This window comes from Kitasatospora sp. NPDC058115, from assembly GCF_042884635.1.
GTDB lineage: Bacteria > Actinomycetota > Actinomycetes > Streptomycetales > Streptomycetaceae > Kitasatospora.
Window position 1 is genome coordinate 35,338 of the sequence record NZ_JBHVTL010000042.1, and the last position, 23,292, is coordinate 58,629.

22 protein-coding genes are annotated in these 23,292 nt (G+C 74.2%); 15 read left to right on the forward strand and 7 right to left on the reverse strand.

Translation table 11 applies throughout. The features are described 5' to 3' along the window. Positions 1 to 50: 50 nt before the first annotated feature. Positions 51 to 332, reverse strand: a complete 282-nt coding sequence (locus ACFVVL_RS32710; protein ID WP_344332683.1) for an HPr family phosphocarrier protein — start codon at positions 330 to 332, stop codon at positions 51 to 53. Positions 333 to 561: 229 nt separating this feature from the next. On the opposite strand from ACFVVL_RS32710, the gene ACFVVL_RS32715 reads away from it, so the two are divergent. The 4 genes from ACFVVL_RS32715 to ACFVVL_RS32730 all read left to right on the forward strand — a co-directional run bounded on the left by ACFVVL_RS32715 (position 562) and on the right by ACFVVL_RS32730 (position 6,085). Continuing rightward, complete coding sequence (locus ACFVVL_RS32715; RefSeq protein ID WP_387681688.1) at positions 562 to 3,375, forward strand: GNAT family N-acetyltransferase; 2,814 nt, start codon at positions 562 to 564, stop codon at positions 3,373 to 3,375. A gap of 93 nt (positions 3,376 to 3,468) precedes the next feature. Next, entirely contained in the window at positions 3,469 to 4,059 is a 591-nt protein-coding gene (locus tag ACFVVL_RS32720; protein ID WP_380295651.1) for a DUF5998 family protein, read from the forward strand. A 151-nt stretch (positions 4,060 to 4,210) separates the two neighbouring features. Continuing rightward, positions 4,211 to 5,395: an alkaline phosphatase family protein gene (locus ACFVVL_RS32725; RefSeq protein ID WP_380295649.1), complete on the forward strand. Its 1,185-nt coding sequence runs from the start codon at positions 4,211 to 4,213 to the stop codon at positions 5,393 to 5,395. 33 nt (positions 5,396 to 5,428) lie between these two features. Beyond that, a complete protein-coding gene (locus ACFVVL_RS32730; protein ID WP_380295647.1) occupies positions 5,429 to 6,085 on the forward strand; it encodes a thymidine kinase in 657 nt (218 codons plus the stop codon). Between the two features lie 235 nt (positions 6,086 to 6,320). On the opposite strand, the gene ACFVVL_RS32735 is transcribed toward ACFVVL_RS32730, so the two are convergent. Further along, entirely contained in the window at positions 6,321 to 7,070 is a 750-nt protein-coding gene (locus tag ACFVVL_RS32735) for a VOC family protein (protein WP_387681693.1), read from the reverse strand. A 155-nt stretch (positions 7,071 to 7,225) separates the two neighbouring features. Here ACFVVL_RS32735 and ACFVVL_RS32740 point away from each other — a divergent pair, with 155 nt between their 5' ends. Next, positions 7,226 to 8,086, forward strand: coding sequence for a sulfurtransferase (locus ACFVVL_RS32740; RefSeq protein WP_380296256.1), 861 nt, complete (start codon positions 7,226 to 7,228; stop codon positions 8,084 to 8,086). 61 nt (positions 8,087 to 8,147) lie between these two features. Here the strand turns inward: ACFVVL_RS32740 and sepH are convergent, their stop codons facing one another. Further along, on the reverse strand, positions 8,148 to 9,224 hold the full coding sequence (sepH, locus tag ACFVVL_RS32745; protein ID WP_380296254.1) for a septation protein SepH: 1,077 nt from the start codon (positions 9,222 to 9,224) through the stop codon (positions 8,148 to 8,150). 581 nt (positions 9,225 to 9,805) lie between these two features. Between sepH and ACFVVL_RS32750 the strand changes: the two genes are divergently transcribed. After that, positions 9,806 to 10,684 (forward strand): hypothetical protein, encoded by an 879-nt coding sequence (locus ACFVVL_RS32750; protein ID WP_387681698.1) that lies wholly within the window; start codon positions 9,806 to 9,808, stop codon positions 10,682 to 10,684. Here ACFVVL_RS32750 and ACFVVL_RS32755 read toward each other — a convergent pair. Next, positions 10,681 to 12,003, reverse strand: a complete 1,323-nt coding sequence (locus tag ACFVVL_RS32755) for a D-arabinono-1,4-lactone oxidase (RefSeq protein ID WP_380296251.1) — start codon at positions 12,001 to 12,003, stop codon at positions 10,681 to 10,683. The two genes, ACFVVL_RS32750 and ACFVVL_RS32755, sit on opposite strands and share 4 nt — an antisense overlap. A 92-nt stretch (positions 12,004 to 12,095) precedes the next feature. After that, positions 12,096 to 13,352: an MFS transporter gene (locus ACFVVL_RS32760; protein ID WP_387681701.1), complete on the reverse strand. Its 1,257-nt coding sequence runs from the start codon at positions 13,350 to 13,352 to the stop codon at positions 12,096 to 12,098. Between the two features lie 128 nt (positions 13,353 to 13,480). Here ACFVVL_RS32760 and ACFVVL_RS32765 point away from each other — a divergent pair, with 128 nt between their 5' ends. Next, positions 13,481 to 14,623 (forward strand): ferrochelatase, encoded by a 1,143-nt coding sequence (locus tag ACFVVL_RS32765; RefSeq protein ID WP_380296249.1) that lies wholly within the window; start codon positions 13,481 to 13,483, stop codon positions 14,621 to 14,623. Positions 14,624 to 14,665: 42 nt separating this feature from the next. After that, positions 14,666 to 15,469: an inositol monophosphatase family protein gene (locus ACFVVL_RS32770; protein WP_387681712.1), complete on the forward strand. Its 804-nt coding sequence runs from the start codon at positions 14,666 to 14,668 to the stop codon at positions 15,467 to 15,469. Between the two features lie 160 nt (positions 15,470 to 15,629). Here the strand turns inward: ACFVVL_RS32770 and ACFVVL_RS32775 are convergent, their stop codons facing one another. Continuing rightward, a complete protein-coding gene (locus tag ACFVVL_RS32775; protein ID WP_030301315.1) occupies positions 15,630 to 15,815 on the reverse strand; it encodes a hypothetical protein in 186 nt (61 codons plus the stop codon). 458 nt (positions 15,816 to 16,273) lie between these two features. Here ACFVVL_RS32775 and ACFVVL_RS32780 point away from each other — a divergent pair, with 458 nt between their 5' ends. From ACFVVL_RS32780 to ACFVVL_RS32795, 4 genes are all read left to right on the forward strand, one after another. Continuing rightward, the gene (locus ACFVVL_RS32780) at positions 16,274 to 16,927 is read left to right on the forward strand and encodes a response regulator transcription factor (protein ID WP_148642660.1); all 654 of its coding nucleotides are present in this window, start codon (positions 16,274 to 16,276) and stop codon (positions 16,925 to 16,927) included. A gap of 95 nt (positions 16,928 to 17,022) precedes the next feature. Next, positions 17,023 to 18,333, forward strand: coding sequence for a sensor histidine kinase (locus tag ACFVVL_RS32785; RefSeq protein WP_380296247.1), 1,311 nt, complete (start codon positions 17,023 to 17,025; stop codon positions 18,331 to 18,333). Positions 18,334 to 18,655: 322 nt separating this feature from the next. Continuing rightward, on the forward strand, positions 18,656 to 19,636 hold the full coding sequence (locus ACFVVL_RS32790; protein WP_380296246.1) for an acyl-ACP desaturase: 981 nt from the start codon (positions 18,656 to 18,658) through the stop codon (positions 19,634 to 19,636). A 453-nt stretch (positions 19,637 to 20,089) separates the two neighbouring features. Continuing rightward, positions 20,090 to 20,389, forward strand: coding sequence for a DUF4193 domain-containing protein (locus ACFVVL_RS32795; RefSeq protein ID WP_327681335.1), 300 nt, complete (start codon positions 20,090 to 20,092; stop codon positions 20,387 to 20,389). 253 nt (positions 20,390 to 20,642) lie between these two features. On the opposite strand, the gene ACFVVL_RS32800 is transcribed toward ACFVVL_RS32795, so the two are convergent. Further along, positions 20,643 to 21,092, reverse strand: coding sequence for a DUF3093 domain-containing protein (locus tag ACFVVL_RS32800; protein WP_380296245.1), 450 nt, complete (start codon positions 21,090 to 21,092; stop codon positions 20,643 to 20,645). Positions 21,093 to 21,216: 124 nt separating this feature from the next. Here ACFVVL_RS32800 and ACFVVL_RS32805 point away from each other — a divergent pair, with 124 nt between their 5' ends. The 3 genes from ACFVVL_RS32805 to ACFVVL_RS32815 all read left to right on the forward strand — a co-directional run bounded on the left by ACFVVL_RS32805 (position 21,217) and on the right by ACFVVL_RS32815 (position 23,126). Next, positions 21,217 to 21,789 (forward strand): PaaI family thioesterase, encoded by a 573-nt coding sequence (locus ACFVVL_RS32805; protein WP_380296260.1) that lies wholly within the window; start codon positions 21,217 to 21,219, stop codon positions 21,787 to 21,789. After that, on the forward strand, positions 21,786 to 22,253 hold the full coding sequence (dut, locus tag ACFVVL_RS32810) for a dUTP diphosphatase (RefSeq protein ID WP_350572406.1): 468 nt from the start codon (positions 21,786 to 21,788) through the stop codon (positions 22,251 to 22,253). The genes ACFVVL_RS32805 and dut overlap by 4 nt, the downstream gene beginning before the upstream one ends. Positions 22,254 to 22,322: 69 nt before the next feature. Continuing rightward, a complete protein-coding gene (locus tag ACFVVL_RS32815) occupies positions 22,323 to 23,126 on the forward strand; it encodes a DUF3710 domain-containing protein (protein ID WP_380296244.1) in 804 nt (267 codons plus the stop codon). Positions 23,127 to 23,292 lie beyond the last annotated feature (166 nt).

Sequence of the window (23,292 nt, forward strand, 5' to 3'; positions counted from 1 at the left end):
CGGGCCCCCCGACCAACGGGGCCCGGGCTCCGGACGCGTGCGGCGCCGTCTCAGGCGGCGGCGGGCAGCTCGTCCAGGCCCTCCGAGACCAGCTTGGCCAGGCGGTCCAGGGCCTGGTCGGCGCCCTCGGCGTCGGAGGCCAGCACGACCTCCTCGCCGCCCTGGGCGCCGAGCGCCAGCAGGCCGAGCATGGAGCCGGCGTTGACCGGGTTGCCGCCGGGCTTGGCGATGGTGATCGGCACGCCGGTGGCCGCGACGGCCTTGACGAAGACGGAGGCGGGACGGGCGTGCAGGCCCTCGGCCCAACCGATGGTGACGCGGCGCTCAGCCATGAGACGTGCCTTTCCGGTAAAGCTGGTCACGGCCGTGATGGGGGAAACGGACGTGTTGTCTAGACCAGTGTTGCACGCAGGCGACCCCTCGGAGCCGTCGCGTTCGGGAGTTGTGATTGTTTCTTTCAGGGGCATAAACGGCGCATAATCCCCGTTCAGCGGCCCTGTCCACCCTGCCGTGAACACACGGCCGGCGCCATTCGGCTCGCCGCCGGATAACCTGACGGTCGTGGACGACTCTGCGGTACCGCGAACCGAACCGGAGTACCCCCAGCACTGGGAGGCCGACATCCTCCTGCGCGACGGCGGCACGGCCCGGATCCGGCCGATCACCCCCGCCGACGCCGGCCGCCTGGTCGAGTTCTACGAGCAGGTCTCCGACCAGTCCAAGTACTTCCGCTTCTTCGCGCCCTACCCCCGGCTCTCCGACAAGGACGTCCGCCGCTTCACCCACCACGACTTCGTCAACCGGGTCGGCCTCGCCGTCGTCGTCCGCGACCGCTTCATCGCCACCGTCCGCTACGACCGGATCGACCACGACGGCCGCCCCTCCGAGACCGGCACCGACGCCGAGGTGGCCTTCCTGGTCCAGGACGCCCACCAGGGCCGCGGCGTCGCCTCCGCGCTGCTGGAGCACATCGCCGCCGTCGCCCAGGAACGCGGCATCCGCCGCTTCCAGGCCGAGGTGCTGCCGGAGAACCGCAAGATGGTGAAGGTCTTCACCGACGCCGGCTACGTCCAGCGCCGCAGCTTCGCCGACGGCGTCGTCCACCTGGAGTTCGACCTCGAACCCACCGCCGCCTCGCTCGCCGTCATGCGGGCCCGCGAGCACCGCGCCGAGGCCCGCTCCGTCCAGCGGCTGCTCACCCCGCGCTCGGTCGCGGTGATCGGCGTCTCCCGCCGCCCGCAGACCGTGGGCCGGGCCCTGCTGCGCGACCTGCTCGCCGGATCCGCCGGGGACGGGCGCCAGGTCCACGCGGTCAACCGCGCCGCCCCGCCCGGCACCGAGCTGGACGGCGTCCCGGTCCACCGCTCGATCCTGGACATCCCCGGCCCGGTCGACCTCGCGGTGATCGCCGTCCCCGCCTCCGCCGTCCCCGAGGCGGTCGCCGAGTGCGGCGCCCACGGCGTCCAGGGCCTGGTGGTGGTCACCGCCGGCTACGCCGAGACCGGCCCCGAGGGCCGTGACCGCCAGCGCGCCCTGGTCCGCCAGGCCCGCGCGGCCGGCATGCGGGTGATCGGCCCCAACGCCTTCGGCCTGATCTCCACCGACCCCGAGCGGCCGCTCAACGCCTCGCTCGCCCCCGCGCTGCCCGCGCGCGGCGGCTTCGGCGTCTTCTGCCAGTCCGGCGCGATCGGCGTCGCCCTGCTGGAGGCCGCCCACCGGCGCGGCCTCGGCATCTCCTCCTTCGCCTCGGTCGGCAACCGCTCCGACGTCTCCGGCAACGACTTCCTCCAGTACTGGGCCGAGGACCCGGCCACCGACGTCGTCCTCCTCTACCTGGAGTCCTTCGGCAACCCCCGCAAGTTCACCCGGATCGCCCGCCGGCTCGCCCAGGCCAAGCCGGTCGTCGTGGTCAAGGGCGCCCGCCACACCGGCAGCCTGCCGCCCGGGCACGCCGTCCCCGCCACCGCCACCGGCCTCAAGGACGCCACCGTCGACGCGCTCTTCCAGCAGGCCGGCGTCACCCGGGTGGAGACCATCACCGAGCTGTACGACACCGGGGAACTGCTCGCGCTCCAGCCGCTGCCGCCCGGCGACCGGGTCGCGGTGATCGGCAACTCCGACTCCCTCGGCCTGCTCACCCACGACGCCTGCCTCTCCGCCGGCCTGCGCCCGCGCACCCCCGTCGACCTCACCACCGCCGCCACCGGCGAGAACTTCCGGATCGCCCTGGACACCGCGCTGAGCGACCCCGGGGTGGACGCGGTGATCGCCGTCGCCATCCCGCCGATCGGCACCTCCGCCCACGCGTTCATGGGCGGCCGGCTCACCGGCCCGGACGACCCCGAACTCGGCTCCGACGATCCCGAGATCGCGGCCGCGCTGCTCGACGCCGGCGAGCGCGCCCGCGCCGCCGGCAAGCCGCTGCTCCTCGCCCACCTGGCGCTCACCGACCTGCCCGGCCGGCTGCGCCCCGGCGGCATCCCCGCCTACCCGGCGCCCGAGCGGGCCGTGCGCGCCCTCTCCCACGCCGTCCACTACGCCGACTGGCGCCGGCGGATGGCCGAGGCCGAGGAGACCGCCCGGGTCCCCGAACTCGACCGGATCGACGAGGCGGGCGCCCGCACCCTGGTCGAGGCCGCGCTCTCCACCCGCACCGCGATCGCCGCCCGCACCCAGCCCGGCGGTGCCCGGATCACCCTGCCCGACGCCGACGCGGCCGCCCTGCTCGCCCGGTACGGCGTCGACGTCTCGCCGACCCTGCCCGCACCCGACGAGGAGAGCGCGGTGCGCGCCGCCGCCACCCTCGGCTACCCCGTCGCGCTCAAGGCCACCGCCCCCCACCTGCGCCACCGCCCCGACCTCGGCAGCGTCCGGCTCGACCTGACCGGCGAGCCCGGTCTGCGCCGCGCCCACCAGGAGCTGGACGCCCTGCTCGGCGGCGCCGCCCAGGCCCAGCTGATGGTCCAGCGGCTCGCCCCGCGCGGGGTGGACACCGTGATCGGCGCCACCGTCGACCCGGCGGTCGGCGCGATCCTCTCCTTCGGCCTGGCCGGCGCCCCCGCCGAACTGCTCGGCGACGTCGCCCACCGGCTGGTTCCGGCCACCGACCAGGACGTCGCCTCGCTGGTCCGCGAGGTCCGGGCGGCCCCGCTGCTGTTCGGCTGGCGCGGTGCCGAGGCGGTCGACACCGACGCCCTGGAGGAGCTGCTGCTGCGGGTGTCGCGGCTGGTCGACGACCTTCCGGAGGTCGCCTCGGTGGACCTCGAACCGGTGGTCGTGGCCCCGCACGGACTGGCGATCCTGGGGGCGCGCGTGCGCATCGCACCCCTTCCGGTCCGCAGTGATCTGGGCCCGCGCGCCATGAGCACGCTGTAACCTTCCTTGGTTGCGTCCGGACCGCGGGCGCCGTTGTCCGAAGCTCGGCGCCGCGCCGCCCGCTTCGTCGGCGGACCATGCCAGGATGGAGTTATGGCGAAGACCGGTACCACCACCACGCAGGACCTGCGTTCCGCGATCGAGCGCAGCGGCTACTACCCGGCCCTGGTGTCCGAGGCGGTGGAGTCCGCGGTGGGTCCCGAGCCGATCAGCTCCTACCTGGTGCACCAGGAGACGACCTTCGACGCCAACGAGGTCCGCCGGCACGTCACCGTGCTGGTGCTGACCCCGACCCGCTTCGTGGTGAGCCACACCGACGAGCAGACCGGCGACGGCAGCAGCCCCGCGGTCCCGCTGGCCACCACCTCCACCGAGAGCGTGCGCCTGGACCGGATCAATTCCGTGGTGGTCAGCCGGATGGTCGCCAACCCGGAGACGTACACCCCGGGCACCCTGCCCCGCGAGGTGGTGCTGACCATCGGCTGGGGCGCCGTCCAGCGCCTCGACCTCGAACCGGCCGGCTGCTCCGACCCCAACTGCGAGGCGGACCACGGCTACACCGGTTCGGCCACCGCCGACGACCTCTCGCTGCGGGTCAGCGAGGCCGGCGACGGCCCGGAGACGGTCGCCCAGGCCCTGGTCTTCGCCCGCGCCCTCTCCGAGGCCACCGTCACCACCGTCTGATCCGCGGCGCCGGCGCGCCCCGCCGCCGCGCCCGCACGCGTACCGCCGCTCCGCCGTCCCGCTCCGCCGTCACGCACCGACCCGCGCCGTCCGGACGCCGCCCCCACCCGCCCGGACCGTACCGGCCAGCCAGGAAGCCACCCCCGCCACCATGCCCTTCGCCCCCGACGGCCACGACGCCTTCGAGATCCTCGACCCCGCCGCCGCGCCCGCGCCCCCCTACGGCACCGGCTCGCTCTGCGACCTGCTGCCCTCGGTGGCGGCCGGCCTCGGGGTGGCCGGCTTCGAGGCGGCACTGCCGCTGGCGCCCGCCGACCGCGCGGTGGTCTTCCTCGTCGACGGCCTCGGCTGGGAACTGCTGCTGCGCCACCCCGAGTACGCGCCGTTCCTCTCCTCGCTGACGGCCGGCTCGCTCGGCGGCACCGGCCGTCCGCTGACCGCGGGCTTCCCGTCCACCACCGCCACCTCGCTGGCCTCGGTCGGCACCGGCACCCCGCCCGGCCTGCACGGCCTGGCCGGCTACACGGTGGCGGTGCCCGGCGCCGGGCACCTGATGAACCAGCTGCGCTGGCAGCCGCACACCGACCCGGGCACCTGGCAGCCGTACCCGACCGTCTTCGAGCGGGTCGACGCCGCCGGGGTGGCCACCGCCCAGGTCTCCTCCCCGCTGTTCGCCCAGACCCCGCTCACCCGGGTCGCGCTCTCCGGCGGCACCTTCCTGGGCCGCACCACCGGCGAGGAGCGGATGGACCGGGCCGCCGCCTGGCTGGCCGAGCACGACCGCGCGCTGGTCTACACCTACGTCAGCGAACTGGACGGCGCGGGCCACCGCTTCGGCGTGGACTCCGACGAGTGGCGGATGACCCTGGACGCGGTCGACCGGCTGGCCCGCCGGCTCGCCGAACAGCTGCCGCCGCGCTCGGTGATGTACGTCACCGCCGACCACGGCATGATCGACATCGCCCCCGAGGACCGGATCGACTTCGACGAGGACTGGGAGCTCGGCGCCGGCGTCGCCCTGCTCGGCGGCGAGGGCCGGGCCCGCCACGTCTACGCCGTCCCCGGCGCCGCCGCCGACGTCCACGCGGTGTGGAGCGAGGTGCTCGGCGACCGGATGTGGGTGGCCACCCGCGACCAGGCGATCGGGGCCGGCTGGTTCGGCCCCGCGGTCGACGAGCGGGTCTACCACCGGATCGGCGACGTGGTCGCCGCCGCCCGCGACGACATCGCGATCACCGCCTCCCGCAACGAGCCCGGCGAGTCCGCGATGATCGGCCTGCACGGTTCGATGACCCCGGTCGAGCAGTACGTGCCGCTGCTCGAATTCCGCCGCTGAATTCCCTCGATGCGAAAGGCCTTTGCACCACCCATGGCTGAACTGGTGTTCTTCTCCGGCACGATGGACTGCGGGAAGTCGACGCTCGCGCTCCAGATGGACCACAACCACGCCGCCCGCGGCCGGCAGGGGATCATCCTCACCCGCAACGACCGGGCCGGCGCGGCCACCATTTCCAGCCGCCTCGGCCTGCGCGCCGACGCCGTCGAGGTGGCCGACGACTTCGACTTCCACGCCCACGTGGTGCACCGGCTCTCGGCCGGCGGCCGGGTCGACTACCTGATCTGCGACGAGGCCCAGTTCTTCACCCCCGGCCAGATCGACCAGCTCGCCCGCGTCGTGGACGAACTCGACATCGACGTCTACACCTTCGGCATCACCACCGACTTCCGCACCCGGCTCTTCCCCGGCTCGCAGCGGCTGATCGAACTCGCCGACCGGGTCGAGGTGCTCCAGGTCGAGGCGCTCTGCTGGTGCGGCGCCCGGGCCACCCACAACGCCCGCACCGTCGGGGGCGTCATGGTGGTGGAGGGCGCTCAGGTGGTGATCGGCGACATCTCGGTGCGCGAGGACGAGGTCGGCTACGAGGTGCTCTGCCGTCGCCACCACCGCCGTCGCCTCACCGCCGCCACCGCCCGCGCCGCCGTCCTCTCCCCGGACGTCCTCCCCTTCGAGGACCAGCAGGCCTGAGCGGGTCCTCGGCCTAGGGTCTGTCTCTTGGATTTTGTCGGATCAGGCCGCGGCGTCTGGGTGCGTGCATCGCAAGGCGGAGGAGGGAGCCACTGCGGTGGGGGCACCTCCCGGCCGCCAGGCTGGGGGCCATTGGCGACCGACGACAACGCGGCGTGGGGGTACCTCCCGGCCGGAGGCTGGGGGCGTGCGTGCCCAGGCGTCGCGGACCCGGTAAGGATCCAAGAGACAGACCCTAGAGGCCTTCCAGCACCGAGAAGTGCCCGCCGCGCGGGTCCGCCAGCCGGGCCGCGAGGCCGCGGGGCGTCGCGTGCGGCCCCACCAGGACCCGGCCGCCCAGCTCCACCGTCCGGCGGGCCGTCAGTTCCGCGTCGGTGACGGCGAAGTGGGTGCGCCAGCGCGGCGGGTGCCCGCGCAGCTCGGCGTCGCGCCGGATCCCGGCCACCGGCCGGCCGCCGACCAGCAGCGCCGATCCGCCGTCGGCCTCCGCGACCGGCACCCCGAGCACCGCGCGGTAGAAGACCGTCGCGCCGTCCGCGTCCGGGGTGAGCAGCTCCGCCCAGGCCGGCCCGCCCGGCTCGGGGCCGGCCTCCCGGCCGAGGTGCTCCTCGCCCTGCCAGAGCCCGAAGACCGCGCCCGAGACGTCCGCCGCGATCGCCAGCCGTCCGGCCCGCTCCGCCTGCAGCGGTCCGACCGCGACCGTGCCGCCGCACTCCCGCACCAGCTGGGCCGAGCGGTCCGCGCTGTCCACCGCGAAGTAGGTGGTCCACTGCACCGGGAAGCCGGTCACCGCGGACAGCCCGAGCCCGGCCACCGGCTCCTCGCCGAGCCGGGCCCGCACGTACGCGCCGAGCTGCGCGGGCCCCGGGGTGAACGTCCAGCCGAGCAGTTCGCCGTAGAACGCCCGGGCTCCGGGCAGGTCGTCGGTCATCAGGCTGACCCAGCACGGGGTGCCCTGGGCCAGCCGGAGTGTCAGCGCGGACATGACAGGTCTCCTCAGGGGACGGACGGCGCACGAAACGGCGCAGTGAGGGTGATGCTTCCACCGTGGCGCGCGTCGAACCCTCGGGCCGCGCGGAAAGTCCGGCAAAGACCGCACAAAGAGCACCGGCGCGGTCGCCCTGCGCCAGAATGACCGCCATGACCACGCTTCACGATGACTCCCCGCTGGTGTCGGTGACCGAACTGGCCGAAGCGCTCGGCTCCGCGCTCCCGCCGGTCCTGCTCGACGTGCGCTGGCAGCTCGGCGGCCCGCCCGGCATCGAGGACTACACCGCCGGTCACCTCCCCGGCGCCCACTTCCTCGCCCTCGACACCGACCTCGCCGCCCCGGCCGGCCCGCCCGGCCGCGGCGGCCGCCACCCGCTGCCCGACCCGGAGGAGTTCGGTGCCGCGCTGCGCCGCTGCGGCGTCTCGGCCGACCGTCCGGTGGTGGTCTACGACGGCGCCACCGCGATGGCCGCCGCCCGCGCCTGGTGGCTGCTGCGCTGGGCCGGCCACCCGGACGTCCGGGTGCTGGACGGCGGTTACGCGGCCTGGCGGGAGGCCGGACTGCCGGTCGGCATCGAGGTGCCGCCGGCCGGGGAGGGCGACTTCAAGCCGGTGCCGGGCCGGCTTCCGGTGACCGACGCGGACGGCGCCGCCGCCTGGGCCCGCGAGGCGCTGCTGCTGGACGCCCGGGCGGGGGAGCGCTACCGGGGCGAGACCGAGCCGATCGACCCGCGGGCCGGCCACATCCCCGGCGCCGTCTCCGCGCCGACCACCGAGAACGTCGGCCCGGACGGCCGCTTCCGGCCCGCCGCCGAACTCGCCGCCCGCTTCCGGGCGCTGGGCGCGGGCGAGCGGGAGACCGCCGTCTACTGCGGCTCGGGGGTGACGGCCGCGCACCAGATCCTGGCCCTCGCGGTCGCCGGCCTGCCGGCCACCCTCTACCCGGGCTCCTGGAGCGAGTGGTCCAGTGACCCGGCGCGCCCCGTCGCCGTCACCGACCAGCCCGGGTGAGCCGGGACGCGCGAGGGGCGGACGGCCACGGCCGTCCGCCCCTCGCGCGTGTGGGTTCCCGCTACTCCTGCTTCTTGCGCCGGCTGCCGAAGACGATCTCGTCCCAGCTCGGCACGGTGGCCCGGCGGCCGGGCCGGACGCCGTCCGCCTCGGCCTGCCGGTCGGTGGTGCCGACCAGCCGCTCCCGGTGCGGCGCGACCGCGCGCGGCATCAGGATGTCCGCGTACGCCGAGCCCGCGCCCACCGCGGGAGCGGCGGCGGCCGGCTCCTCCGCCTCCTCGGCGACCTCGGCGGGCACCGGCTCGATCGGCGGCGGCGCGCCGACCGCGAGGTCGCCGCGGAACGCGGGCACCACGTCCAGCAGGCTGGTCAGCGAGTCGCGGGACTCGGCCGTGGCCTCGCGGGACTCCCGCACCTCGCGGGACGACATGATCCGGTCCGCCGAGGGCCGGTCGATCATCGGGCGCGGCGGCCGCTCCTGGGGGAGCCGGGCGATCCGCGGGATGAACGGGAAGACCGACTCCTCCTCGCGCTCGACCGTCTCGCCGATCAGCGCGCGGGCCTCGTCGTCGTTGGGCTGCACCAGCCGCCGGGGCGGGTCGTACGTCCAGGACGCGCTGCGGCCCTCGCCGTCGGCCCGGTAGGAGAGGATGACCTCCCACGTGCCGTCGTCGCGCCGCCAGGAGTCCCAGCGCTCGGTCTCCTTCTCCGCGCCGCGCAGCGCCAGCCGTTCGGCCACCGCCTCGCCCAGCTGCGGACCGGGGGCCTCGCCGTGCCGGCGGATCGCGGTCTTGCGGGCCCGCTCGGCCATGAAGGCGCGCTCGGCCAGCACCGGACCCTCGAAGCGGCGGACCCGGTCGACGGAGATGCCGGCCGCCTGCGCGACCTCCTCGGCGGAGGCACCGGCTCGTATCCGCGCCTGGATGTCCCGGGGGCGGAGGTGGCTCTCGACCTCGATCTCGATCTGGCCGAGGCGGGGCCGGTCGCCACGGATGGCGGCGCGCAGCCGCTCATCGATGGGAAGGGTGTACTCCGTGCTGTCGGCAGCCTTGAGCACCAGCCGTGTGCCGTCGTTGCTGACGGCCACAACCCGCAGTTCGGGCACGGTTACCTCCCGGGTGGTGCCTGCCGACGTCACCTGCGTCGCTGCTCCCGTACTGAGTGTGGCCTGCCCGCTCGCGACTGGCCACAACCTTGCTGAGTTCCCCGGCGTGTCGGGCCTACGCCCGTCCACGCCGCTGTGGCACGGTTGCCTTTTTGCCACGCCATCCGTCGACGTCGCGCCTGGGTGTCCCGGCCGTCCTCGCACGCGCAGTGAACGCGACGGTCCGGGACGGGCGTCGCCGTGCGTGCCTGTTCCGTGGCTCTTCGTCAGGCTGCCGGTTGAGGGGCAGTCGACAAGTCGACCCAGGGCTCAGGCTTTACGAACAGTACTCCATTCGTGGCATCCAAAGGGGCGGCTCGCCGCTCAAGTCTCCCGCGATTCACGGGAATCTCAAGAGCGCACGACCCCAATGGCCGAGGATCGGCCGATGAACGGTGATCATCTTCACATATATCTCTCGCGCAGAACCGCATTTTCGACCCTTGTGTCCTTCTTTGGGCAAGATGGAGTGACTTGTTCGAAGGACAGTCGTACTGACGCGAGGGATGTTGATGCCGCAGGTGAAGCCCGCCCCGGACGGAGCCGAGGAAGGTCGCAGGCGAATTGATCTGAGTGTGGCTCAGGTCGCCGCCAGCGCACTGGCGACCGTGGTGGGGGCGGTGCTCGCGTCCGAACTCGGGGTGTACGGCACCATTCTCGGCGCGGCGGTGGTGAGCATCGGCGCGACCACCGGAGGTGCGGTGTTCCAGCACCTCTTCAAGCGCACCGGCGAACAACTGCGCGGTGCGGTGGACCGGACCGCCGGCCCGGGGCAGCTGGCGAACGGGCTGCGGCAGGCGCCGGAGCCGGCCCCCGCGGCGGATCCGCCGCCCTCCGCGCAGTGGAGCACTCCGCAGGTGGTCCGGGCGCGTCGCCGATGGACCTGGAAGTCGTACGCGGCGGTCTCGGTGCTGGTGTTCACCCTCGCGATGGTGCCGATCCTCGCCTTCGAGCTGGCGACCGGGCAGCCGGTGTCGGCGACGGTCAAGGGCGAGTCGGGCACCGGGACCTCGATCGGTGGCCGGGTCGACCGGAAACCGACCGCCCCCACGGGTGACGCACCGTCCTCCGGACCGTCCTCGGTGCCCTCGTCCTCGCCCTCGGCCGGCCGGGACGGCGGTGCCTCCGGGCGGCCGAGCCCCGGCGCCTCCGACGCGCGTCCGGACACCGGGGGCGGCGCAGCGCCGGCCTCCCCGTCGGCCGGTTCCGGTGCGGGGCCGGGCACGGAACCGTCCGCGAAGCCCTCCGCGCGCCCCACCGGCGAGCCGTCCGCGCCCCCCGCGTCCGGCGCGCCCTCCGCGCCGTCGGGCGACGGGGCCGCCTCCGCGAAGCCCTCCGGCGCCGCGACCCCGAAGCCCCCGGCCCCGACCACCGCCGTCGAACCGCCCGCCGCCCCCGCCGCCCCGGCCGCCCCGGAGGCGGCTCCGGCGGCTCCGCCGGGGAACACCCCCTAGGCCCCCAGCACCCGGCGCAGGTAGTCGTTGCCGAAGCGGCGGTCCGGGTCCAGTTCGTCGCGCAGCGCGGTGAAGTCGGCGAAGCGCGGGTAGACCCCGGCGAGGTACTCGGCGTCGCGGGTGTGCAGCTTGCCCCAGTGCGGGCGGCCCCGGTGCTCGGTCATCAGCCGCTCGACCGCCGTGAAGTACCCCTGCTCGGCGGTGCCCCGGTAGAGGTGGACGGCGATGTACGCGGTGTCCCGGCCGTGCGAGGTGGAGAGCCAGACCTCGTCGGCCGGGGCGAACCGCACCTCGACCGGGAAGCTGATCCGCCAGCCGGACCGCTCGACCATCGCCCGCAGCTCGCGCAGCACCTCGCCGGCCGCCGCGCGCGGCACCGCGTACTCCATCTCGGTGAAGCGCACCTTGCGGGGGCTGGTGAACACCTTGTACGCGGTGTCGGTGTAGCTGCGGTCCGACCAGGCCCGGCTGGCCAGCGCGGCGATCGCCGGCACCGAGCCGGGGAAGCGGCGGCCGACCCGGCAGGCGCCCTCCCAGACGGTGTTGGAGAGGAAGTCGTCCTCCAGCCACCCCTTGAACCGGGGCAGCGGCGCGGCCGGGCCCTGGCTGCGGTTGTTCCGCTTGGTGGAGCAGCGGTCGGTGTGCGGGAACCAGTAGAACTCGAAGTGCTCGTTGACGGCGGTGAGGTCGTCCAGCCGGTCCAGCACCTCGTCGAAGCGCATCGGCTGCTCGTGCGCGGTGAGCAGGAAGGCCGGCTCGACGGCGAGGGTGAGCGCGGTGATCACGCCGAGCGCGCCGAGGCCGAGCCGGGCGGCCTCGAAGAGCCGCGGGTCCTCGGTGGGGGAGCAGCGCCGGATGCTGCCGTCGGCGAGCACGATCTCCAGGGCGCGGATCTGGGCGGCGAGCGAGCCGGAGTCCCGTCCGGTGCCGTGGGTGCCGGTGCTGGTGGCGCCGGCCACGGTCTGCACCTCGATGTCGCCCATGTTGGTGAGCGAGAGGCCCGCGGCGGCGAGCACGCGGTTGAGGCGGTGCAGCGGCAGACCGGCCTCGACGGTGACCGTCCCGTTCTCCCGGTCGATCTCCCGCACGGCGGTCAGCGCGTGCGGCCGCACGAGCACGCCGTCGCCGGGCGAGGCGATCGCGGTGAACGAGTGGCCGGAACCGACCGCCTTGACGGTCCGCCCCCGGTCACCGGCGCGCAGGATCTCCTTGGCCAGCTCCTCCGCCGTGCCGGGGGTGACCACCCGGGCGGGCACGGTGCTCTGGTTGCCCGCCCAGTTGGTCCAGCGGGTGGGGGTCGCGGTACTGGCCTGGGGCATTGCGGCGCCTCCTGCTCCGTGGCCGAACGGCGTCGGCTCACCTCGGTCCCTACCCGCGGGTAGGCCACGGGTAGGGAGGAGGGTAAGTCAGGTCACCGTTCGAGGTCCACGGTTTGGGTCGAGGGCAGCGCGGTCCCCTCGGCGGCCACCCCGGCGCGCAGGCGGCCGACCCCGGCGAGCGCGACCAGCACGCCGAAGACCCCGGCGGTCAGCGGCACCCAGTAGCCGGCCGCGGCCCCGGCCGCGTCGACCACCCAGCCGCCGGCCGAGGAGCCGACCGCGACGCCCAGCGCCAGTCCGGTGGTCGTCCAGGTCATGCCCTCGGTCAGCTGCGCGGCCGGCACCAGCCGCTCGACCAGGGCCATCGCGGTGATCAGGGTGGGGGAGATGGCGATGCCGGCGACCAGCAGCGCACCGCCGACCGCCACCAGCCCGCCGACCCCGTCCACGCTCTCGGCGAGCAGCAGCAGCGGGACCATGCTGACGGCCATGAACACCACGCCGGCGAGGAAGCGCACGGCCATCGACCCGGCCGGCTTCAGGGTGCCGTAGACCACGCCGGCCACACAGGAGCCGAGCGCCCAGAGCGCCAGGATCGGACCGGAGGTGGCGCCGTGCCCCTGCGCCTTGGTGAACGCCACGGTGACCACCTCGACCGAGCCGAAGATCGCGCCGGTGGACACGAAGGTCAGGATCAGCACCTGGAGGCCCCGGTTGAGGATGACCGGGCTGCCGACGTGCCGGGCGGCCGGATGGACCGGCGGCTCGGTGGAGCGCTGGGCGGCGAACAGGGCCACGCCCACCGCCAGGAAGACGCCGGCGAGCAGCACGCCCGCCTCCGGGAAGACCGCGGTGGCCAGCGTCACCGCGAGGATCGGGCCGACGATGAAGCAGACCTCGTCGACCACCGCCTCGAAGGAGTACGCGGTGTGCAGCTTCGTCCCCTCGTCCCGGTACAGGTGCGCCCAGCGGGCCCGCACCATCGCCCCGGTGCTCGGCATCACGCCCATGCCGGCGGCGAACACGAAGAGCGTCCACACCGGCGCCTCGAAGCGGGCGGACAGCAGCAGGCCGATCGCGGCGACCACGGTGAGCGCGGTGGCCGGCAGGATGATCCGGCGCTGTCCGTGCCGGTCCACCAGCCGGGAGACCTGGGGGCCCAGGACCGCCGCGGACACGGCCATCGTCGCCGAGACCAGACCGGCCACGCCGAAGGAGCCGCGCAGCTCGGAGAGCATGGTGACGATGCCGATCCCCGTCATGGAGATCGGCAGCCGGGATATGAACCCGGTGGAGGAGAAGGCCAGACTCCCGGGGGCGGCGAAGATCTGGCGGTAGCTGGACAGCACGAGGGCTCCGGAGGGGTAAGGAACGTCGCTGGCAAAGACAGCTTACGAACCTTGGCAAACGGTATTTTCCGGGCATCGGGCGCGGCCCCGGAACCGGCCCCCCCGTTCAGGGTGGCAGGATCGGTTCCATGTCCGACGCGCGCAACACAACCGTCACCGGCGCCGCCCCGTACGACGCCCTGCTGCTGCTCTCCTTCGGCGGGCCCGAGGCCCCCGAGGACGTCGTCCCGTTCCTGGAGAACGTCACCCGCGGCCGCGGCATCCCGAAGGAGCGGCTCCAGGAGGTCGGCAAGCACTACTTCCTGTTCGGCGGCGTCAGCCCGATCAACGGGCAGAACCGCGCACTGCTGGCCGCGCTGCGCGAGGACTTCGCCGGGCACGGACTCGACCTGCCGGTGTACTGGGGCAACCGCAACTGGGCGCCCTACCTGGTCGACACCCTGCGCGAGATCGCCGCCGACGGACACCGCCGGATCGCCGTGCTGGCCACCAGCGCCTACGCCGGCTACTCCGGCTGCCGCCAGTACCGGGAGAACCTCGCCGACGCGCTGGCCGCCCTGGCCGCCGAGGGCCTGCCGGAGCTGCGGGTCGACAAGCTGCGCCACTTCTACAACCACCCCGGCTTCGTCGGGCCGATGACCGACGCCACCCTGGCCGCCCTGGACCGGCTGCCCGGGGAGGTCCGGGCCGGCGCCCGGCTGGCGTTCACCACCCACTCGATCCCGGACGCCATGGCCGAGAGCTCCGGCGCCCCCGACGACCCGGCCCGGGGACGCCCCGGCGGCGCCTACGTCGCCCAGCACCTGGACGTGGCCCGGCTGGTCGCCGCCGCCGTCGCCGAGCGCACCGGGGTCGCCGACCGCCCCTGGGAGCTCGTCTACCAGAGCCGCAGCGGCGCCCCGCACATCCCGTGGCTGGAGCCGGACATCTGCGACCACCTGGAGGCCCAGCACGCCGACGGCGCCCCGGCCGTGGTGATGGTCCCGATCGGCTTCGTCTCCGACCACATGGAGGTCAAGTACGACCTCGACACCGAGGCGGTGGCCAAGGCCGCCGAGCTCGGCCTGCCGGTCGCCCGGGCCGCCACCGTCGGCGCCGACCCCCGGTTCACCGCCGCCGTCCGGGAGCTCGTCCTGGAGCGGGCCGCCGCCGAGCGCGGCGAGCCGGTGACCCGCTGCGCCCTCGGCGCGCTCGGCCCCAGCCACGACGTCTGCGCCGTGGCCTGCTGCCCCAATCCGCGCGCCCCCCGCCCGGCCGCCGCCGAGCGCTGACCCGTTCCGCCCCCGGAGGAGAACCCCGTGTCCAGCCCCGCCGTGCCCGATCCCGCCCTGCTCGACGAACTGCTCGACGTCGCCCTGGACGCCGCCCGCCGGGCCGGCACCCTGCTGCTGGAGGGCCGGCCCGCCGACCTCGGGGTCGCCGGCACCAAGAGCAGCCCGGTCGACGTGGTCACCGAGATGGACCTGGCTTCCGAGAAGCTGGTCCTGGAACTGATCACCGCCCGCCGGCCCGAGGACGGCTACCTCGGCGAGGAGGGCGCCGAACGGCCCGGCACCAGCGGGGTGCGCTGGGTCGTCGACCCGCTCGACGGCACGGTCAACTACCTCTACGGACTGCCCTCCTGGGCGGTCAGCGTGTCCGCCGAACTGGACGGGCGCGCGGTGGTCGGCGTCGTGTACGCCCCGGCGCGCGGCGAGCTGTTCCACGCCGTGCTCGGCCGCGGCGCCCGGCGCGACGACCGCCCGATCGCCGCCCGCCCGGCCCCGCCGTGGGGCCAGGCACTGATCGGCACCGGCTTCGCCTACGTCCGCGAGGTGCGGGTCCGGCAGGCCGAGGTGGTGCTCGGGCTGATGCCCGAGGTCCGCGACATCCGCCGCAGCGGCGCCGCCGCCGTCGACCTCTGCGACGTCGCCGCCGGCCGGCTGGACGGCTACTACGAGCGCGGGCTGGCCCCCTGGGACCGCTCGGCCGGCTGCCTGATCGCGGCCGAGGCCGGCGCCCTGGTCGGCGGCCGCCCCGGCCGGGACGCGGACGGCGAGCTGACCGTGGCCGCCGCCCCCGGCGTCTTCGAACCGCTCCTGGACCGGCTGGCCGCGCTGAACGCCTGGGCGGACTGAGCACGCGAAGGGGCCCGCCCTCCCACCGCCGGTGCGGTCGGGAGGACGGGCCCCCGGGGCGACGAAGAGCCCTGACATACGGGGGATGCCAGGGCCTGGATTTCGCACGGCCCCCACAGGGCCGCTGGTGCCGGAGATCCGGCGACGGGTCGGGCTGGGATCAGGCGGCGGTGCGGTGGCGCTCCAGCACCGTGTCCACGCCGTGCTCGGCGGCGAGACGGCGCAGATCGTCCAGCTCGGACTGTTCCACCTCGGCGAGGAACTCGTCCCCGGCCTCGATCGCGCGGTGCAGGTCCTGCTCGGCATTGGCGATGCGCTGCAGGATTCCGGCGGTGAAGGCGTCCATACGGGCCCCCTTACTGTGTCGGACGTGCACGGTCGTGCGCCCCCCGCCCTGGAGTGTCGGTGGCCAGCGGAAGCGTCCGGTCCGGGCGGTCGAAGATCTCCGGACGGGCGCGGAGACGGCCCCTCGGCCGCTCCCGGTGACGCCCCAGCCCCAGGGCCGGCGCGGATGAACGCACGGCGGGTGGGTGCGATCGGCTCAGAAACCGGATCGCGGGTGTGCAGCTGTCCTCCCCACCCCCGGGGGCGGGAAACCTCCCGGCCGAAGAAAGTTGCCCGCGTCACAGTCCAACCGGACTGCTTCCGCCACGAACCCCCCGCCGCGGGCACCCGCGGCGCCCCGCGGGCAGCCGTGCCCGCGGGGCAGCTTATCGCTGCCTTACCGCCGGACCAGGCAGGATGGAGGCAGCGTCGGAGCCGTGCGTCCGCTTCCCGGGCCGGCCTGAAGAAGGGACAACCACCGTGCGGGTTCTCGTCGTCGAGGACGAGCAGCTGCTCGCCGAGGCAGTGGCCACCGGTCTGCGCCGCGAGGCGATGGCCGTCGACGTGGTCTACGACGGGGAGGCCGCGCTCCAGCGCATCGCGGTCAACGACTACGACGTGGTCGTGCTCGACCGCGACCTGCCGCTCGTCCACGGTGACGACGTCTGCCGCAGTGTGGTCGACCAGGGCCTGGCCACCCGGGTGATCATGCTGACCGCCTCCGGCGACATCAGCGACCGGGTCGAGGGCCTGGAGATCGGCGCGGACGACTACCTTCCGAAGCCGTTCGCCTTCAGCGAACTCGTCGCCCGGGTCCGCGCCCTGGGCCGCCGCGCGACCGTCCCGCTGCCCCCCGTCCTGGAGCGGGCCGGCATCTCGCTCGACCCCGGCCGCCGCGAGGTCATCCGCGACGGCCGCCCCGTCCAGCTCGCCCCCAAGGAGTTCGCCGTCCTGGAGGTGCTGATGCGGGCCGGCGGCGCCGTCGTCTCCGCCGAGCAGCTGCTGGAGAAGGCCTGGGACGAGCACACCGACCCGTTCACCAACGTCGTGCGCGTCACCGTGATGACGCTGCGCCGCAAGCTCGGCGACCCGCCGGTGATCGTCACCGTCCCGGGTTCCGGCTACCGGATCTGACCGGACGCCGCGGCTCCGACCGGAACCCGCGGTCCCGTCCGGATCCCGGCCCCCACCCACGCGCCCGCCCCGGCGGACGCCCCGAGAGGACCATCATGACCACCCCGCCCCCGGCCGGCGGGCCCTCCGGCGCGCCCACCGGCGGGCGCGCCGTGCCCGACCGGCCCGTACCGCCCAGGCCCGCCCACCCGCCGCGCGCCCCCCGCCTGCACTCCTCGCACGCCACCTACGTGCCCGGTGACGGCATGCTCGCCTGGCTGCCGTTCCGCCCCACCATCCGGATCCGGCTCACCCTGCTCTACGGCGGGATGTTCCTGATGGCCGGCGTGGTGCTGCTCCTGCTGATGTACGTCTTCGTCAAACAGGCCCTGCGCGACGTCCAGCCCCCGCCCTTCGACTTCGGCCCGTCCGGAGCCCGGGTGAACGGCGTCTGGATGAGCACGGAGCAGTTCAACCAGTACCTCGCCAACAGCCACACCGTGAAGTCCGACAGCGCGCTCAACACGCTGCTGCGCAAGTCGCTCACCATGCTGGTCTGCCTCGCCGTGATCGCCTTCGCGGCCGGCTACGCGATGGCCGGCCGGGTGCTGCGCCCGCTCGGCCGGATCACCCGCACCGCCCGCGAGGTGGCCTCCTCCGACCTCCACCGGCGGATCGAGCTGGACGGCCCGGACGACGAGCTCAAGGAGCTGGCCGACACCTTCGACGACATGCTGGAGCGCCTCGACCGCTCCTTCGACTCCCAGCGCCGCTTCGTCGCCAACGCCTCGCACGAGCTGCGCACCCCGCTGGCGATCAACCGCACCCTGCTGGAGGTCCAGCTCTCCGACCCGCAGGCCTCGCCCGACCTCCAGCAGCTCGGCAAGACCCTGCTGGCCACCAACGAACGCAGCGAGCAGCTCGTCGAGGGCCTGCTGCTGCTCGCCCGCAGCGACAACGAGCTGACCGACCGCCGTCCGCTGGAGCTCTCCGAGGTGGCCACCCGGGCCCTGGAGCAGACCCGGGCGGAGGCGGCGAAGCGCGAGGTCGACCTGCGCGCCTCGCTGCACCCGGCGACGGTCTCCGGCAACGGCGTCCTGCTGGAGCGGATCGCGCTCAACCTGCTGCAGAACGCCGTCCGCTACAACGCCCCGGACGGCTGGGTCGAGATCACCACCGCCCCGGTGCCCGGCGGCGGGGAGCTGGTGGTCTCCAACACCGGCCCGGTCGTGCCCGGGTACGAGCTGGAGCACATCTTCGAGCCGTTCCGCCGGGTCAAGGGCGCCGACCGGACCCGCAGCGACAAGGGGGTCGGCCTCGGCCTCTCGATCGTCCGCTCGGTGGTCCGGGCGCACAACGGCACCATCGAGGCCACCCCCCGCGCCGGCGGCGGCCTCACCATGCGCGTGCGCATCCCGGGCGGGTGACGGCCCCCGGACACGCCGGGCGCCCTTCCCCTCCGGGCAGGCGCTCCCCGGGCCCCCGCGGCCCCGTCACGGCCCTTCTCGGGGCCGCGGCGGGGCCGTTGCGCTGTCCGGGTGAGCCAAGTCCGTGCGCCGACCATTCCGAGCCGCCCCCGCCGGGCCCGTCAAGACGACATAAGGCCAGGCGGGGGCGGCTTGTCATTTCCGGCCCGAGCAACTTACGGTGTCGTAACCTACGCGACCGTAAGTGCCGTCCGAACGGACTCCGGCGTGCCCGTCCCAACGCGCCCGTCCCGCGCGTGCCCGTCCCCCAGGAGCCAGACCCGTGACCATCGCCCCCGTGCAGCGCAGCACCTCGCTCGGTTCGAGCGCCTGGACCGACACGCGGCTGATCCTGGCCCTGGAGGAGGTCGTCGAGAAGGAGCTCGACCGGCACCTCAAGGTCGCCAAGGAGTGGATGCCCCACGAGTTCGTCCCGTGGAGCCAGGGCCGCGACTTCGACGGCGTGCTCGGCGGCGAGGCCTGGGAGCTCGGGCAGTCCAAGGTGACCCCGCTCGGCCGGGTCTCGCTCGTGGTCAACCTGCTGACCGAGGACAACCTCCCCAGCTACCACCACGAGATCGCGACCATGTTCGGCCGCGAGGGCGCCTGGGGGGAGTGGGTGCACCGCTGGACCGCCGAGGAGGGGCGGCACGGCATAGCCATCCGCGACTACCTGCTCACCACACGGGCCGTCGACCCCGACGAGCTGGAGCGGGCCCGGATGGCCCACATGTCGGACGGCTTCTCCTCCGACAACGCGCACAGCATGCTGCAGTCGGTCGCCTACGTGGCCTTCCAGGAGCTCGCGACCCGCATCGCGCACCGCAACACCGGCCACTTCGCCGGCTGCCCGCTGGCCGACCAGCTCCTCGCGAAGATCGCCAACGACGAGAACCTGCACATGGTCTTCTACCGGAACCTGCTGAAGGCCGCCCTGGAGATCGCCCCGGACCAGGCGATGCGCGCCGTCGCCGACGTGGTGACCAACTTCCGGATGCCCGGCCACGGCATCCCCGGCTTCGAGCGGGCCGCCGCCCAGATCGCCCTCGGCGGCGTCTACAACCTGCGCATCCACCACGACGACGTGCTGCAGCCGGTGCTGCGCCACCTCAGGATCATGGACCTGGCCGGCCTCGGCCCGGACGGCGCGCAGGCCCAGCAGGAACTCGGCGTCTTCCTGGACGGCCTCGACGCCCAGGCGAGCAAGTTCGAGGAGCGGCAGGCGGCGATGCTGGCCCGCCGGGCGGCCCGGCAGCAGGCGTAGGGCTTGGGCGGATTTTCCACGGTTTGCCCGGGGCGGCCCCGAACGTGACCAAGCTCACACCGTGTCGCTCCGGGGAACCGGGCGACGCCGGAGAGTGATCACTCCGTCGGCCCCTCCGATCGCCGTCGGTGAGTGCGGCGGCGATCGGGGGCGAATCGGAGGATTGGCTCCCGACCCTGGTGGGCAAGGGAATTGGCGAGCGCGGCAAGGCCCTTCGCTTACGGAGCGTGTCCACGATTCGGTCGCTCGCGCGCGGCGGCGATGGCCCTGCGTGAGGCCCCGAACGCCCGAGTGGATCACCCCAACGGACCCCTGGCTGAGTGTCGATTGAGTAACGGGGCTTGAAGTAAGGCAAAATCTCCGCCTCGGGTCGGGCACAAGACCGACCCCCCATGCGTTACGTGCGCTGGAGATACCGCACACACCGCACAACCCGGAGGGGGAGAGCGAAAAATGGCTACCGACTACGACACCCCACGCAAGACCGATGACGAGCTCAACGAGGACAGCATCGAGGAGCTCAAGGCCCGCAGGAACGACAAGGGCGGCAGCTCGGTCGACGTCGACGAGTTCGAAGCGGCCGAGGGCATGGAGCTCCCCGGCGCGGACCTCTCGAACGAGGAGCTCTCCGTCCGGGTGCTGCCGCGGCAGGCCGACGAGTTCACCTGCATGAGCTGCTTCCTGGTCCACCACCGCAGCCAGCTGTACAGCGAGAAGAACGGCAACCCGATCTGCCGGGACTGCGGCGCCTGAGGACCAGGGCGGTCATGACTCGGGTTTCGCGGTGTCCGCGAGACCGGTGCGACGCCCCTTCCGGCCCCGGGCAGCGGGGCCGGACGGCAGCTCCGGCGTCCGTCGCGACGGACGCACCAGTCATACGGTCGGATGGAAAGCGTTTCCAGGAACGCGAAGGGACGGTACCGCCGAGGCGGTACCGTCCCTTTCCTTTCGGTCGTCTCCTGGCCCGTCCGGGCCCCGCCCGGAGCTCGTCCGCTCCGGCCGGGCCTCAGGCGCGGGCGCTGCGGCGGGCGTCGTCCAGGGCCTCGGCCAGCTTCATCGGCGAGCGGGTCGACAGATAGAGGTACGGCGTCGGGTCCGCCGGGTCGCTCACCTCGACCCGCAGCGCGGTCGGCACGTAGCTGCGCAGCAGCATGAAGGCCCGCGGGTCGGCCTTCGGGCCGCGCCAGGCCGCGGCGTCCGCCGGACCGAGCGCCTGGGCGGCGCCGAGGGCGTCCACCGGGATCCGGGCCGGCCCGGCCACCAGCGAGCCCTGGACCACCCGGATCCGGGCCGAGCCGTAACTGCTGATCGCGGCGGCGCCGGCGGCGATCCCGACCACCAGCCCGACCAGCGCGCCCACGGCGCTGAGGCGCAGCAGGATCAGCGCGAGCGTGAGGCCGATCACGACCGGGAACAGCCACCAGGAGCGCGGCACGGTGAGGCGTTCGTCGTACATGCCCTCCATTGTGGGCGCCGTGACGGCGGCGGCCGGACGCAACCCCCGTCCCGGGCCCGGCTACCGCTCGGTAGGGTGGGGAGGCGTGACCGGTTCGACAGCCCCCACCGCGCCCGCCGCCCCCATGACCCCCACCACGCCGCCGCCGGAGGCCGTCCTCCCGCCGCGCGCCCCCGAGGCCCCCGCCCCCGGAACCCGCCTCGGCTCCCACTACGAGCACTGCTTCGGCTGCGGCCCGCAGCACCCCGGCGGCCTGCGGATCGACGCGGTGGCCGGCGAGGGCCTCGACGTCACCGCCGAGTTCACCGTCCGCCCGGAGCACCAGGGCGGCCCGGGCCTGGCCCACGGCGGCCTGCTGACCACCGCCATGGACGAGACCCTCGGCACGCTCAACTGGCTGCTGCACGCCCCCGCCGTCACCGGCCGGCTGGAGACCGACTTCCTCTCCCCGGTGCCGGTCGGCTCCACCCTGCACCTGCGCGCCTGGGTCACCGGCGTGCACGGCCGGAAGGTCTACAGCGCCGCCGAGGCCCGGATCGGCGGCCCCGAGGGCCCGGTCGCGGTGCGTGCGCAGGCCCTCTTCGTCCAGGTGAAGCTGGAACACTTCACCAAGCACGGTCGTCCCGAGGACATCGAGAAGGTCCTCGACGACCCCGACCTGATGAAGCGCGCCCGAGCCTTTGAGGTGAACCCTTGAGCACCACCCCCCGCGAGCCCCTCGACGTCCTGATCCGGCGGATCGACCCCGAGCTGCCGCTGCCCGCGTACGCGCAGCCCGGCGACGCCGGCGCCGACCTGCGGACCACCGTCGACGCCGAGCTGGCCCCCGGCGAGCGGGCCGTGCTGCCCACCGGCATCGCCATCGCGTTGCCCGACGGCTACGCGGCGTTCGTTCACCCGCGTTCGGGACTGGCAGCTCGTTGCGGCGTTGCTCTGGTGAACGCCCCAGGGACGGTCGATGCCGGGTACCGTGGAGAGATCAAGGTGATCGTCGTCAATCTGGACCCGCGCGAGGGGGTCAGCTTCCGCCGAGGGGACCGGATCGCCCAGCTGGTGATCCAGCAGGTCGAGAAGGCCCGCTTCCACGAGGTGGCCGAGCTGCCTGGGTCGGCACGCGCCGAGGGCGGGTTCGGGTCGACCGGCGGCCACGCCGCGGTCTAGGCTGCCCGCGGCCTCGCAGGAAGCCGAGCAGGTATTCGCATCGGTCTTGGACCGGGAAGGACAGTGACCGTGTTCCGTCGTCGCCAGAAGAGCGAGGACGCTGTCGAGCAGCTCGCCGACGACGCCATCAGCGCCGACGAGACGGCCGATGACGTCGAAGGTTCCGCCGAGAGCGAGAACGTGACCGAGCTGGACCCGGCGGACCGGGTCGGCCTGCCGCCGGCCCCGCGTCCGGACGGTCCCTGGGACCACTCCGAGCTGGAGAACCCGGAGGAGGGGCGCGTCGACCTCGGGGGTCTGCTGGTCCCCGGTGTCGAGGGCATGGAACTCCGGGTGGAGGTGGCCGGTGACTCGATCGTGGCCGCCACCCTGGTCCTCGGCAACAGCGCCATCCAGCTGCAGGCCTTCGCGGCCCCGAAGTCGGAGGGCATCTGGGGCGAGGTCCGCGAGGAGATCGCCACCGGCATCACCTCGCAGGGGGGCATCGTCGAGGAGGAGGAGGGCCCGCTGGGCTGGCACCTCCGCGCCCAGGTCCCGGTGCAGCTGCCGGACGGCACGCAGGGCGTGCAGCTGGTGCGGTTCGTCGGCTGCGACGGCCCGCGCTGGTTCCTCCGTGGCGTGATCTCCGGCCAGGCCGCCGTCCAGCCCGAGGTGGGCGGGATCCTGGAGCAGGTCTTCCGGCAGACGGTCGTCGTCCGCGGTGAGACCCCGATGGCGCCCCGCGACCCGATCGTGCTGAAGCTCCCCGAGGACGCGCAGATGGTCGCCGACGGCGGCGGCGCCGTCGCGGCCGGCGGCGAGGGCGACAACCGCTTCGGCAACACCGCGCTGGACCCGTTCGCCCGCGGCCCGGAGATCACCGAGGTCCGCTGAGCACCCCGCTCGATCCTGCGGATCGCCCCTGCCCGGACCACTGGGCAGGGGCGATTTGCATGTGACGGCCCCGTCCCCGTACAGTTCCGGAGTCGCCGCGAGAGAGCGGGGACAAGCGGAAAGCGAAGTCGGCTGAATGAAACTCCGGAAAACGGAGCGGAAAACA

Bases quoted from the DNA above. Each gene is read 5' to 3' on its own strand.
- ACFVVL_RS32800 (WP_380296245.1), bottom strand. From the start codon at position 21,092: ATGTACGACGAACGCCTCACCGTGCCGCGCTCCTGGTGGCTGTTCCCG.
- ACFVVL_RS32805 (WP_380296260.1), top strand. From the start codon at position 21,217: ATGACCCCCACCACGCCGCCGCCGGAGGCCGTCCTCCCGCCGCGCGCC.
- ACFVVL_RS32710 (WP_344332683.1), bottom strand. From the start codon at position 332: ATGGCTGAGCGCCGCGTCACCATCGGTTGGGCCGAGGGCCTGCACGCC.
- ACFVVL_RS32720 (WP_380295651.1), top strand. From the start codon at position 3,469: ATGGCGAAGACCGGTACCACCACCACGCAGGACCTGCGTTCCGCGATC.
- ACFVVL_RS32785 (WP_380296247.1), top strand. From the start codon at position 17,023: ATGACCACCCCGCCCCCGGCCGGCGGGCCCTCCGGCGCGCCCACCGGC.
- ACFVVL_RS32740 (WP_380296256.1), top strand. From the start codon at position 7,226: ATGACCACGCTTCACGATGACTCCCCGCTGGTGTCGGTGACCGAACTG.
- ACFVVL_RS32765 (WP_380296249.1), top strand. From the start codon at position 13,481: ATGTCCGACGCGCGCAACACAACCGTCACCGGCGCCGCCCCGTACGAC.
- ACFVVL_RS32755 (WP_380296251.1), bottom strand. From the start codon at position 12,003: ATGCCCCAGGCCAGTACCGCGACCCCCACCCGCTGGACCAACTGGGCG.
- ACFVVL_RS32730 (WP_380295647.1), top strand. From the start codon at position 5,429: ATGGCTGAACTGGTGTTCTTCTCCGGCACGATGGACTGCGGGAAGTCG.
- ACFVVL_RS32735 (WP_387681693.1), bottom strand. From the start codon at position 7,070: ATGTCCGCGCTGACACTCCGGCTGGCCCAGGGCACCCCGTGCTGGGTC.
- ACFVVL_RS32725 (WP_380295649.1), top strand. From the start codon at position 4,211: ATGCCCTTCGCCCCCGACGGCCACGACGCCTTCGAGATCCTCGACCCC.
- ACFVVL_RS32775 (WP_030301315.1), bottom strand. From the start codon at position 15,815: ATGGACGCCTTCACCGCCGGAATCCTGCAGCGCATCGCCAATGCCGAG.
- ACFVVL_RS32795 (WP_327681335.1), top strand. From the start codon at position 20,090: ATGGCTACCGACTACGACACCCCACGCAAGACCGATGACGAGCTCAAC.